This window comes from Hoeflea sp. (genome assembly GCF_984452065.1).
Window position 1 is genome coordinate 1 of the sequence record NZ_CFHWAF010000134.1, and the last position, 12,350, is coordinate 12,350.

Sequence of the window (12,350 nt, forward strand, 5' to 3'; positions counted from 1 at the left end):
GCAAGTTCCTCGTCGAGGGCCCGGATGCCATGGATGTCCTGCAGCGCATCTGCGGCAACGACATCGATGTCGAACCCGGGCGGATCGTCTACACGCAATGGCTCAACGAGCGCGGCGGCATCGAGGCCGATCTGACGGTCTCGCGCCTTGCCGCCGACCGGTTCATGGTCATCACCGGCGCTGCCGTGGTGACGCGTGATTTCAGCTGGCTGAAACGGCATATCCCGCGGGAGGCACGGTGCATTGCCGTCGACATGACGGCCGCCGAGGCGGTGCTCGGTGTCATGGGTCCGAATGCCCGTACGATCCTGCAAAAGGTTACACCGGCCGACCTGTCGAGCGAGGCTTTTCCGTTCGGCACGTTCCAGACGATCGAACTCGGCATGGCGACGGTGCGCGCGCACCGTATTACTTATGTCGGCGAGCTCGGCTGGGAAATCTATGTCTCCGCCGATATGGCCCGGCATGTCTTCGATACGATCATGGAAGCGGGCGAGGGCGAGGGGTTGCGCCTTGCCGGCATGCATGTCCTTGACAGCTGCCGCATGGAAAAGGGCTACCGGCATTTCGGCCACGACGTCACCGATGAGGATCACGTGCTGGAAGCGGGCCTTGGGTTCGCGGTCAAGACCGGCAAGGAAGACGGTAAATTCGGCCCGTTTATCGGCCGCGAGGCCGTGATCGCGCGCAAGGAGGAGGGATTGAAGAACCGCCTGCTTCAATTCCTGCTCGATGATCCCGAGCCGCTGCTGTTTCACACCGAGCCCATCGTGCGCGATGGCGATGTCGTGGGCTATCTGACTTCCGGAAACTACGGCCACCATCTGGGCGGCGCGGTCGGCCTCGGCTATGTGCCCGTGCGCAACGGGGAGACCGCGAAGGATATGCTGGCTTCGAATTTCGAGATTGAGGTTGCCGGCCGGCGGATTGCCGCGAGCGCCAGTCTGAAGCCTTTATACGACCCGACAAACGAGCGGATCAGACTGTAAACAACATTGGCGAGAATGCCCCTTTGCATTTCTGAAAGAGCCACTAAACTGCTGGTTGTTCGACTCGGACGAAACTCCCGCAGCACCTAGTCGTGCGGCCTTTCGAATGCGGAGCCGGTATTGACAGAGACATCCCGTCGTCATTTCGATATTGCCGTTGTCGGTGCCGGAATGGCCGGCGCCTCCGTGGCCTATGAGCTGGCGAGCGATGCCCATGTGGCCGTCATGGAGATGGAGAGCCACCCGGGCTATCACGCGACCGGGCGTTCGGCGGCGGTCTTCTCGGAGACCTATGGTCCTCATCCGATCCGGGCCCTGACCGGCCTGTCGCGACGGTTTCTTGAGGACCCTCCGGAAATCTTCGGTGACCAGCCTCTCCTGTCACGGCGCGGTGTGCTTTATGTCGCGCGGGCAGATCAGAGCGACAGCGTGAAACAGTTGAACCGCCAGCTCGATGACGGACCCGTTGTCCGGTTGGCTGATACCGAGATCACTGAATTGGCGCCGTTGTTGCGGCCCGATTATGTGCATGCCGCCTTTTATGAAGAACATGCGAGCGATATCGACGTGCACGCCCTGCATCACGGCTATCTGCGCGGATTGCGCAGGCGCGGCGGCGAATTGCTGGTCGATGCCGCGGTCAACGGGGCTCAACGCAAGGACGGGGTCTGGGAGTTGTCGACCCGTCGCGGCACCGTCTGCGCGCCGGTTGTCGTCAATGCGTCGGGCGCCTGGGCCGACGAACTGGCATCGATGCTCGGCGCTGAACCGGTCGGCCTCGTACCCAGGAGGCGCACAGCCCTGAACATTGCCGCGCCGGACGGGCTTGACCCCGCCAGATGGGCGGCCGTGGTCGATGTGGATGAGCAGTTCTACCTCAAGCCGGATGCCGGCCGTCTTCTGATCTCGCCGGCCGACGAGACACCGTCGGCCCCGTGCGACGCGCAGCCCGAGGAGATCGATGTGGCGATCTGCATCGACCGCATACAGAAGGCTTTCTCCGTCGATGTGCACCGGGTTGAGCATTGCTGGGCGGGCCTGCGCAGCTTTGTCGCCGACGGCGTGCCGGTGTGCGGCTATGACGGGGCCGTTGACGGGCTGTTCTGGCTGGCCGGACACGGGGGTTATGGCATCCAGTCGGCACCCGGCCTGTCTCGGATTGCGGCCGCGATGATAAAATCCACCGAGCCAGGACCGGTGACGGGCGATCTCGGTTTCGGTATTGATGAGCTTTCCCCGAGGCGGTTTTCACGTGTTCACTGAAAACACTCGCGCGACAGCGTCGATCATACCTTGGCTGCAGTGGAAAAAATATGTTTAGCTTAAAAATTTTAAGCTTGAAATAAATTGAAGGGAATGGCACCATTTGCCCATTGAACGTTTCCCGCGCCCGTAAACGCGGAGCCGAACGACGTAAAACAGGCCGAATGACGTAAAGCAGGGATGTGCCGATGCGTATTGCATGCCTTGGAGGAGGGCCGGCCGGCCTTTATTTCGCAATCAGCATGAAGCTGCGCAATCCGGCCCACGAAGTGGTGGTGTTCGAGCGCAACAAGCCGGACGATACGTTCGGGTGGGGTGTCGTGTTTTCGGACGAAACGCTGGACAATTTTAGGCGCAACGATCCTGAAAGTGCGGAGCAGATACGCAACCACTTTGCCTATTGGGACGATATCGCGGTCTATTATCGCGGCACGAAAGAGCTTTCCACGGGGCATGGTTTTTGCGGCATAGGCCGACGTCAGCTGCTCTTGATCCTGCAGGAGCGGGCGCGCGCGCTTGGAGTGGAGTTGCGTTTCGAGACGGAGATCGACAGCGCCGCGGCTTACGCGAAAGACTACGATCTGGTTGTCGCCTCCGACGGACTGAATTCACGGACCCGGGAGGAGTTTGCCGGTTCCTTCCGTCCGGAGATCGATGTCCGGGAATGCAAGTTCGTCTGGCTCGGGACGCATCAGAAATTCGATGATGCGTTCACATTCATCTTCGAAGAGACCGAGCACGGCTGGATCTGGGCGCATGCCTACCAGTTCGATGCCGACACGGCGACGTTCATCGTCGAGTGCCGTGAGGAGACCTGGAAGAAGTTCGGCTTCGGCGATATGAGCAAGGAAGAATCCATCGCGACCTGCGAGCGGATCTTCGCCGAACATCTGGGCGGCCATGCGCTGATGTCGAACGCCAATCATATTCGCGGCTCCGCCTGGCTCAACTTCCCGCGCGTGCTTTGCGAACGCTGGTCGCATGACAATATCGTGCTGCTCGGAGATGCCGCCGCAACGGCGCATTTTTCCATCGGGTCTGGATCGAAACTTGCCATGGAGAGCGCCGTCGCGCTGGCCGATTATCTGCACAGCGAGCCGTCGATGAGCGCCGCGTTCGAGCGCTACGAGGATGAGCGGCGTGTCGAGGTTCTGCGCCTGCAGTCGGCGGCGCGCAATTCCACCGAATGGTTCGAGAATGTGGAGCGCTATCTGCACCTCGACCCGGTCCAGTTCAACTATTCCCTGCTCACGCGCTCCCAACGTATCAGCCATGAGAACCTGCGCGTCCGCGACAAGGGCTGGATGGAGCGCGCGGAGGGCTGGTTCCAGGCCCGGGCCGGCGCCAACGGGCATCGCGCCCCCATGTTTGCGCCATACCGGCTGCGCGAGATGGATCTGCATAATCGGGTGGTTGTGTCGCCGATGGCCCAGTACAAGGCCGTCGACGGCTGTCCGACCGACTGGCATCTGGTTCATTACGGCGAACGGGCCAAGGGCGGCGCGTCGCTGATCTACACGGAAATGACCTGCGTCAGTCCGGAGGGGCGGATTACGCCCGGCTGCCCCGGCGTCTATGCGCCGGAGCACGAGGCGGCCTGGCGCCGTGTCGTCGACTTTATCCACTCCGAAACGTCGGCAAAGGTGTGCATGCAGCTCGGCCATTCCGGCGCCAAGGGCTCGACGCAACTTGGCTGGGAACAGATGGATGCGCCGTTGAAAGACGGCAATTGGCCGATCATGTCCGCGTCCGATGTCGCATGGTCGCCTGAAAGCCAGACGCCGAAACCGATGGACCGGGACGATATGGACCGCGTCACAGAACAGTTTGTCGCCGGGGCGAAGATGGCGCAGGCCTGCGGTTTCGACATGCTGGAGATCCATGCGGCGCACGGTTATCTCCTGTCCTCCTTCATTACGCCGCTGACAAACCGGCGCGACGATGAATATGGCGGTTCGCTGGAAAACCGCATGCGGTTCCCGCTTGAGGTCTACCGCGCGGTGCGTGCCGTGTGGCCGGACGAAAAACCGATCTCGGTGCGCATTTCTGCAAATGACTGGGTCGGCGATGAGGGCGTGACGCCCGCCGAGGCTGTGGCGATCGCCGGCATGCTCAAGGACGCCGGTGTCGATATCTGCGATGTATCCGCCGGCCAGACGTCGATCCGCGCGCAGCCGGTCTACGGGCGCATGTTCCAGACGCCATTTTCGGACCGGATCCGCAATGAAGCGGATATGGCGACCATGGCGGTCGGCAATATCTATGAAGCAGACCACGTCAATTCGATCCTGATGGCCGGACGGGCGGACCTCGTCTGCCTGGCGCGTCCGCATCTTTCCAATCCCTATTGGACGCTGCACACGGCTGCCGGCCTCGGCGATGCCCAGACCGCATGGCCGTTGCCCTATCTCGCCGGCCGGGACCAGTTTGTCCGGCTGACGGAGCGCGGCGAAACACAGGCGATCAGGGTTTAGATCATGGCCAAACTGTCGGGAAAACATGCGGTGGTGACGGGCGGCGGGTCCGGCGTGGGCGCGGCGATTGCGCTGGCCCTTGCCGACAAGGGAGCGACGGTGACCGTCAGCGGCCGACGGCGCGAAGCGCTCGACGCGGTCGCCGGGTCGGCCGATGGCGTATCCGCCAAAACCTGTGATGTCACGAATCCGGACAGCGTTGCATCGCTGTTTTCCTCCCTGTGCGACGAGCATGGCGGCGTTGATATCGTGATCGCCAATGCTGGCGTCGCGGAGGCGTCGCCTTTTGCGAAGCTTGAGGTCGAAGACTGGCGCCGTACCGTCGACGTCAATCTGACCGGCACTTTCCTGACGCTGCATAACGGATTTGCCGCGATGGAGGGAAAGGACTGGGGCCGCATGATCACGATTGCTTCCGTCGCCGGGCTGCGTGGCTACCCCTATGTCGCCCATTACTGCGCGGCCAAACACGGCGTTATCGGCCTGACCCGGTCCCTGGCGGCGGAGATCGCCACAAGCGGTATCACGGTCAACGCCATATGCCCCGGCTATACCGAGACACCGATGCTCCACCGCGCGCTGGAAAATGTCATGGACAAGACCGGAATGGAACGGGCGGACGCGGAAAAGGCCTTGCTGCGGACAAATCCGATGGGCCGGTTCATCAAGCCGGAGGAGGTGGCCCGGACGGTATTGTGGCTTTGCGGACCGGATTCGGGGGCAATCACCGGTCAGGCCATATCTGTTTCAGGGGGTGAAGTATGAACGTGGTCGCAGAGGCCGCCGGCGCGGAGCGCGACAAGCAGAAGCTGCGCATCTGGTTGCGGATGCTCAAGATCTCGCGGCAGATGGAAGCGGAAATCCGCGAACGCCTGCGTGTGGAATTCGCCACCACATTGCCGCGCTTTGATGTCATGGCGGCGCTTTATCGCGAGCCGGGCGGTATGAAGATGACGGCCCTGTCATCCGCGCTGATGGTCTCGAACGGCAATGTCACCGGTATCGTCGAACGGCTGGTGACCGACGGGTTTGTGGTACGTGTCCCTGTCAGCGGCGACCGCAGGGCGATGATCGTCCGGTTGACGGAAAAGGGCCGCGAAGAGTTTGCTCACATGGCGCACGTGCATGAAAGCTGGATTGCTTCGATGCTCAACATGCTGAGCGACGAGGATGCCGACATTCTTGTCGAGCTCCTCGACAACATGCAGATCAGGGGAGTGCGGGTACGATGAGTGAACTGGCGGGTCTCAAGCCGAAACATTTCAACTGGCAGATGGACGGACGCGTTGCCGTCATCAAACTTGACCGGCCGGAACGCAAGAACCCGCTGACATTCGACAGCTATGCGGAGTTGCGCGATACGTTCCGGGACATGGTCTATGCCGATGACGTCGATGCCGTGGTGTTCGGGTCCAACGGCGGCAATTTCTGCTCGGGCGGGGATGTGCATGACATTATCGGTCCGCTGCTCGACCGCGATATGAAGGGGCTGCTGGAATTCACCCGCATGACCGGCGACCTGGTGAAGGCCATGATCGGCTGCGGCAAGCCGATCATTGCGGCCGTCGACGGTGTGTGTGTCGGGGCCGGAGCGATCGTCGCCATGTCGTCCGATATCCGCTTCGCGACGCCGGAGGCGAAAACGGCCTTCCTGTTCACGCGCGTCGGGCTCGCCGCCTGCGATATGGGCGCCTGCGCAATCCTGCCGCGTATTATCGGTCAGGGCCGGGCAAACGAATTGCTTTTCACCGGGCGCACGATGACCGCCGATGAGGGCGAGCGCTGGGGCTTCTTCAACCGGCTGATCGATGCCGGTGCGCTTGAGGACGAAGCGATCGCCTATGCCCGCAGGCTGGCGGACGGCCCGAATTTCGGTCACATGATGACCAAGACCATGCTGAAGCAGGAATGGGCGATGTCCATCGACGAGGCCATAGAGGCCGAAGCGCAGGCGCAGGCCATTTGCATGCAGACGCGGGATTTCCGGCGCGCCTATGACGCCTTCGTCGCCAAAGAGAAGCCGGTGTTCGAGGGCGACTGACCATGGCGGATCTCAGTTTCCTCAACTGGCCGTTTTTTGAAGACCGGCACCGCGATCATTATGAGCGGTTCGATGCCTGGGTCGGCGAAAACCTCTCCGATATCGACCACGAGGATACGGATGCAAGCTGCCGGCGGATTGCCGGTCTTTTGGGCAATGCCGGCTGGCTCGCGCCGACGGCAATCGATCCGGGGGATGCGTCCTCGGCACTGGACGTCCGTACCCTGTGTCTGTCGCGCGAAATCCTTGCCCGCCATGACGGACTTGCCGACTTCGTCTTTGCCATGCAGGGCCTTGGAACGGGGGCGTTGTCCTTCTTCGGCTCGGCGCAGCAGCATGCGTGGCTGTCGAAAACGAGAAGCGGGAAGGCTCTGTCGGCATTCGCCCTTTCGGAACCGCGCTCCGGATCGGATGTCGCCAATATGGAGATGTCGGCGCACCGCGACGGTGACGGTTTCGTCCTCAACGGCGAAAAGACCTGGATTTCAAACGGCGGCATTGCCGATGTCTATACGGTCTTCGCCCGCACCGGCGAGGCGCCGGGCGCCAAGGGGATCAGCGCCTTTGTTGTGCCGGCCGACACGCCGGGACTGAACATTGCAGAACGCATCAATGTGATTGCACCGCATCCGCTTGCGCGGCTTTCCTTCGAAAACTGTCGAATACCCGGCAAGGCCTTGATCGGCGAGGCGGGCGGCGGGTTCCGCATCGCCATGTCGGTGCTGGACGTGTTCCGTTCGACGGTCGGCGCGGCGGCGCTCGGCTTTGCGCGCCGCGCGCTTGACGAGACCGTCGGCCGGGCAGCCAAACGTGAACTTTTTGGTGCGCCGCTCTTCGACCTGCAGATGGTGCAGGGACACATCGCCGATATGGCGCTCGATGTCGATGCCGCGGCGCTGCTGATCTACCGGGCCGCCTGGACCAAGGATATGGGCGCGCCGCGGGTCACGCGCGAAGCGGCCATGGCGAAGCTTTATGCCACCGACCGGGCGCAGGAGGTCATCGACAAGGCGGTGCAGATCCATGGTGGAGACGGCGTGCGCAGCGGCCATATTGTCGAGCGCCTTTACAGAGACATCCGGGCGTTGCGTATCTATGAGGGCGCCTCGGACGTGCAGAAGATCGTTATTGCGAGGCAGGCGCTGGCCTTGGCCGGTGCGGGAGCAGCGTCATGACACAGATGGACCTCGGGCCGAGCGCCCACTCCGATACGTTCGCGCGGGACAACCTGCCGCCGGCGGAGACATGGCCGGAGTTCGATCTGTCCGGTTTTGACTATCCGGAGCGCCTCAACGCTGCCGTCGAACTGACCGATGTGATGGTGGACAAGGGCTTTGCCGACCATACGGCGCTGATCGGAAACGGACGTCGGCGGACCTACAAGGAACTCGCCGACTGGACCAACCGGATCGCCCATGCGCTGGTCGAGGATTACGGCGTCGAACCCGGCAACCGGGTTCTCATCCGTTCGGCCAACAACCCCGCTATGGTGGCCTGCTGGCTTGCCGCAACCAAGGCCGGTGCCGTCGTCGTCAATACGATGCCCATGCTGCGCGCTGCCGAGCTCGGCCAGATTGTCGACAAGGCGCAGATTTCCCTTGCCCTTTGCGACACGCGGCTGATGGATGAGCTGGTTCAATGCGCGAAGGACAGCGCCTGTCTCGAACAGGTCGTCGGCTTCGACGGCACGGCCAATCATGACGCGGAACTCGACCGGATCGCGTTGAACAAGCCGGTCAAATTCGACGCCATCGACACCGGCCGCGACGACGTAGCCCTGCTCGGCTTTACGTCCGGCACCACGGGTGAGCCGAAGGCCACGATGCACTTCCATCGCGACCTTCTCATCATTGCGGACGGATATGCGCGCGAGGTCCTCGGGGTCACGTCCGAGGACGTTTTTGTCGGCTCTCCGCCGCTGGCTTTCACATTCGGTCTGGGCGGCCTGGCAATCTTTCCCTTGCGTTTCGGTGCCGCCGCGACACTGCTCGAAAGCGCGACGCCGCCCAACATGGTCGATATCATTCAGACCTATAAAGCGACGATCTGCTTCACCGCGCCGACAGCCTACCGGGCGATGCTGGCGGCGATGGAGGAGGGGGCGGATCTCTCCTCGCTGCGCATTGCCGTATCGGCCGGCGAGACACTGCCGCCGCCGGTCTATGACCTGTGGCGTGAAAAAACCGGCAAGCCGATCCTCGATGGCATCGGTGCAACCGAACTCCTGCATATTTTCATATCGAACCGCGTTGGAAGCTCGCAGGCCGGCGCAACCGGAACCCCTGTCACCGGCTACCGGGCCCGCGTGGTTGACGATGATATGAACGAGAAGCCGCGCGGTGAGCCCGGCAGGCTGGCGGTGCGCGGACCGACCGGCTGCCGCTACCTCGATGATGCGCGCCAGCGCGATTATGTGCGCGACGGCTGGAACCTGACGGGCGACGCCTTCACACAGGACGAAGACGGCGTCTTCCATTTTGTCGCCCGCGCCGACGACATGATCATATCGTCCGGATACAACATTGCCGGCTCGGAGGTCGAGGCCGCGCTTCTCGTGCATGACGATGTCGTCGAGTGCGGTGTTATCGGCCTGCCGGACGATGAGCGGGGGCAAATCGTGGAAGCCCATATCGTGCTGCGTGACGGCGTGGCCGCGGATGACGCGGCCGTCAAACGTCTGCAGGATCACGTCAAGGCGACGATCGCGCCTTACAAATACCCAAGATCCGTCAAATTTATCAAAAGCTTGCCGAAAACGCAGACTGGCAAGATCCAGCGCTTTAGGCTAAGAAAACAAGGCTGAAATCCCAGGGAGGAAATGCAATGAAAAAAATGCTTTTGGCCGGGCTGGCCGGACTTTCGATGACGATGGGCGCCGCGTTCGCGGACCCCGTCAAGGTGGGCATGATCACCACGCTGTCGGGCGGCGGCTCCGGCCTTGGCGTCGATGTGCGCGACGGCTTCCTGCTCGCCGTCAAGATGGCCGGGAACAAGGATCTTGAAGTGATCGTCGAGGACGATGCGCGCAAGCCGGACCTTGCGGTCCAGATCGCCGACAAGATGATCCAGAAGGAAAAGGTCGATGTCCTGACCGGAATCATCTGGTCGAACCTTGCCATGGCCGTGGTGCCGCCATCGGTCTCGCAAGGTGTTTTCTACCTTTCGCCCAATGCAGGCCCGTCCATGCTGGCGGGCAAGGGATGCCACGAGAACTATTTCAATGTGGCCTGGCAGAACGACAACCTCCATGAGGCGATGGGCGGCCATGCCAGCAGCACGGGCTTTAATAACACATTCATCCTGGCGCCCAACTATCCGGCCGGCAAGGACGCCCTGACCGGTTTCAAGCGCTTTTACGAGGGAAATGTTGCCGGTGAACTCTACACCAAGCTCGGCCAGACCGATTACGCCGCCGAAATCGCGCAGATCCGCGCCTCGGATGCAGACAGTGTCTTTTTCTTCCTGCCGGGCGGCATGGGTATCGCCTTCATGAAGCAATATGCCCAGTCAGGGGTCGATGTTCCCGTCCTGGGGCCGGCTTTCTCTTTTGATCAGGGCATCCTGAAGGCCGTGGGTGATGCCGCGCTTGGCGTCAAGAACTCGTCGCAATGGTCGAAGGATATCGACAATCCGGCAAACAAAGCCTTTGTCGAAGCCTTTGAGGCCGAATACGGCCGCCTGCCGTCGCTCTACGCGAGCCAGGGCTACGATACCGCCAATCTGATCCTGTCGGCGATGGACAAAGCCGATGTGAAGGATGCGGACGCGTTCCGCGCCGCACTGAAAGAGGCGAATTTCGATAGCGTCAGGGGCGACTTCAAGTTCGACAGCAACCAGCATCCGATCCAGGACATCTATGTCCGTGAGGTCATCAAGGAAGGGGACGTGCTGACCAACAAGATCGTCGGCGTCGGCCTGGAAGATCGTTCCAGCGCCTATGTCGGAGACTGCAAGCTCTAAGGCAACATACAGGCGGAGACCCGGTCTCCGCCTGTTTTTGATCACGACCTCCATCGAAGGCTGCGCGAGCGATGACACTTGCCCTCTTTACGGAGCAATTGCTGAACGGCATCCAGTTCGGGGTGATGCTCTTTCTGATGGCCGCCGGACTTACCCTTGTCTTCGGTGTGATGGGGCTGATCAATCTGGCCCACGGGTCGCTCTACATGATCGGTGCATTCCTGTGCGCGACGGTGGCGATGGCGACCGGGTCTTTCTGGCTTGGGCTGGTGGCAAGTCTGGCGGGCGCGGCCGCTGCCGGTGCGGTTGTTGAGATTGCCGTGATACGGCGGCTCTACGACCGGGATCATCTCGATCAGGTGCTCGCGACCTTTGCGCTGATCCTGATTTTTTCGGAAGGCACGCGCTGGGTCTTCGGCTCGTTCCCGTTGTTTCTCGACATACCGCAGGCGCTGCAGGGCGCTGTTGCCTTGCCGGGCGGTGCGCAATATCCGCTCTACCGGCTGACCATTATCGCCATCGGCCTGCTGATCGCCTTCGGGCTTTACCTGCTGATCTCGCGTACGCGGCTCGGCATGCGCATCAGGGCGGGGGAGTCGGACCGTGAAATGATCGGCGCGCTGGGTGTCGATATCCGCACCCTTTATACGGTCGTGTTCGCGCTCGGCGCGGCCCTTGCCGGGCTCGCGGGCGCGCTTGTCGGGGCGATCCAGTCGGTGCAGGTCGGCATGGGGGAGCCGGTTCTTATCCTTGCCTTCGTGGTGATCGTCATCGGGGGCATCGGGTCGGTCAAGGGCGCACTGATCGGGGCGATCCTTGTCGGCGTCGTGGATACGCTCGGCCGTATTCTGCTGCCGCAGTTTTTCACGCTCTTCATGGAAGCCTCCCAGGCGACGTCCGTGGGGTCGGCGCTTGCCTCCATGGCCATCTATATCCTGATGGCGGCCATCCTTGCGGTCAGGCCGCAGGGCTTGTTCTCGGCGGGGGGCTGAGCGGTCATGGCACGGGAAACAGCCATCAACTGGATCCTGGGACTGGGCCTCCTGGCCGTTCCCTGTCTGGCACTTTGGGCCGATGAGACCTTTTACATCACGCTCGCAACGCGCGTTGCCATCCTGGCGCTTGCCGGTGTCGGGCTCAACCTGGCGCTTGGGTTCGGCGGCATGGTCTCTTTCGGTCATGCGGCCTTCTTCGGGCTCGGCGGATATGCGGCGGGCATCCTGGCGACGCATGCCTTCAACCAGGAGCCGCTGCTGACATTTCCGTTCACGATCGCCGGCACCAGCGACATGATCGTGATCTGGATCGTTGCGATTCTCGTTTGCGCCCTTGTTGCCCTGGCGATCGGCGTTATCGCGCTGCGCACCTCAGGCGTCTATTTCATCATGATCACGCTGGCCTTTGCGCAGATGATCTACTACTTCGCGATTTCCTGGCCGTCCTATGGCGGCGAGGACGGGCTCTCGATCTATGTGCGCAACGGATTTCCGGGGCTCAATACGCTCGATCCGATCCAGTTCTTCCTGATCTGCTACGCGGCGTTGATGCTTTGCCTGTTTTTGTCGGCCCGGCTTCGGGATTCGCGTTTCGGGGCCGCCCTGCAGGTGGCGCGGCAAAACGAGG

11 protein-coding genes are annotated in these 12,350 nt (G+C 61.9%); all 11 read left to right on the top strand.

The features are described 5' to 3' along the window. On the top strand, positions 1 to 989 hold a 989-nt coding region (locus tag AC5E6N_RS19680; protein ID WP_491749409.1), incomplete at its 5' end, for an aminomethyl transferase family protein. A 120-nt stretch (positions 990 to 1,109) separates the two neighbouring features. After that, on the top strand, positions 1,110 to 2,252 hold the full coding sequence (locus AC5E6N_RS19685) for an NAD(P)/FAD-dependent oxidoreductase (protein WP_491749410.1): 1,143 nt from the start codon (positions 1,110 to 1,112) through the stop codon (positions 2,250 to 2,252). Positions 2,253 to 2,440: 188 nt separating this feature from the next. Beyond that, positions 2,441 to 4,726, top strand: a complete 2,286-nt coding sequence (locus AC5E6N_RS19690; RefSeq protein WP_491749411.1) for a bifunctional salicylyl-CoA 5-hydroxylase/oxidoreductase — start codon at positions 2,441 to 2,443, stop codon at positions 4,724 to 4,726. A 3-nt stretch (positions 4,727 to 4,729) separates the two neighbouring features. After that, complete coding sequence (locus tag AC5E6N_RS19695; RefSeq protein WP_491749412.1) at positions 4,730 to 5,491, top strand: SDR family NAD(P)-dependent oxidoreductase; 762 nt, start codon at positions 4,730 to 4,732, stop codon at positions 5,489 to 5,491. Next, positions 5,488 to 5,958 (top strand): MarR family winged helix-turn-helix transcriptional regulator, encoded by a 471-nt coding sequence (locus AC5E6N_RS19700; protein ID WP_491687587.1) that lies wholly within the window; start codon positions 5,488 to 5,490, stop codon positions 5,956 to 5,958. Before AC5E6N_RS19695 ends, AC5E6N_RS19700 begins: the two co-directional genes overlap by 4 nt. After that, entirely contained in the window at positions 5,955 to 6,767 is an 813-nt protein-coding gene (locus AC5E6N_RS19705) for an enoyl-CoA hydratase family protein (protein WP_491749413.1), read from the top strand. Before AC5E6N_RS19700 ends, AC5E6N_RS19705 begins: the two co-directional genes overlap by 4 nt. 2 nt (positions 6,768 to 6,769) lie before the next feature. After that, the gene (locus tag AC5E6N_RS19710; protein WP_491749414.1) at positions 6,770 to 7,942 is read left to right on the top strand and encodes an acyl-CoA dehydrogenase family protein; all 1,173 of its coding nucleotides are present in this window, start codon (positions 6,770 to 6,772) and stop codon (positions 7,940 to 7,942) included. Then, entirely contained in the window at positions 7,939 to 9,570 is a 1,632-nt protein-coding gene (locus tag AC5E6N_RS19715) for an AMP-binding protein (protein ID WP_491749415.1), read from the top strand. The genes AC5E6N_RS19710 and AC5E6N_RS19715 overlap by 4 nt, the downstream gene beginning before the upstream one ends. Before the next feature lie 20 nt (positions 9,571 to 9,590). Beyond that, the gene (locus AC5E6N_RS19720) at positions 9,591 to 10,727 is read left to right on the top strand and encodes an ABC transporter substrate-binding protein (RefSeq protein WP_491749416.1); all 1,137 of its coding nucleotides are present in this window, start codon (positions 9,591 to 9,593) and stop codon (positions 10,725 to 10,727) included. A 71-nt stretch (positions 10,728 to 10,798) separates the two neighbouring features. Continuing rightward, positions 10,799 to 11,719, top strand: coding sequence for a branched-chain amino acid ABC transporter permease (locus AC5E6N_RS19725; protein WP_491749417.1), 921 nt, complete (start codon positions 10,799 to 10,801; stop codon positions 11,717 to 11,719). Between the two features lie 6 nt (positions 11,720 to 11,725). Continuing rightward, positions 11,726 to 12,350, top strand: a 625-nt coding sequence (locus AC5E6N_RS19730) for a branched-chain amino acid ABC transporter permease (RefSeq protein ID WP_491749418.1), incomplete at its 3' end; no start/stop codon positions are given.

Coding starts and splice junctions, on each gene's coding strand:
- AC5E6N_RS19690 (WP_491749411.1), top strand. CDS start 2,441: ATGCGTATTGCATGCCTTGGAGGAGGGCCGGCCGGCCTTTATTTCGCA.
- AC5E6N_RS19695 (WP_491749412.1), top strand. CDS start 4,730: ATGGCCAAACTGTCGGGAAAACATGCGGTGGTGACGGGCGGCGGGTCC.
- AC5E6N_RS19700 (WP_491687587.1), top strand. CDS start 5,488: ATGAACGTGGTCGCAGAGGCCGCCGGCGCGGAGCGCGACAAGCAGAAG.
- AC5E6N_RS19705 (WP_491749413.1), top strand. CDS start 5,955: ATGAGTGAACTGGCGGGTCTCAAGCCGAAACATTTCAACTGGCAGATG.
- AC5E6N_RS19710 (WP_491749414.1), top strand. CDS start 6,770: ATGGCGGATCTCAGTTTCCTCAACTGGCCGTTTTTTGAAGACCGGCAC.
- AC5E6N_RS19715 (WP_491749415.1), top strand. CDS start 7,939: ATGACACAGATGGACCTCGGGCCGAGCGCCCACTCCGATACGTTCGCG.
- AC5E6N_RS19720 (WP_491749416.1), top strand. CDS start 9,591: ATGAAAAAAATGCTTTTGGCCGGGCTGGCCGGACTTTCGATGACGATG.
- AC5E6N_RS19725 (WP_491749417.1), top strand. CDS start 10,799: ATGACACTTGCCCTCTTTACGGAGCAATTGCTGAACGGCATCCAGTTC.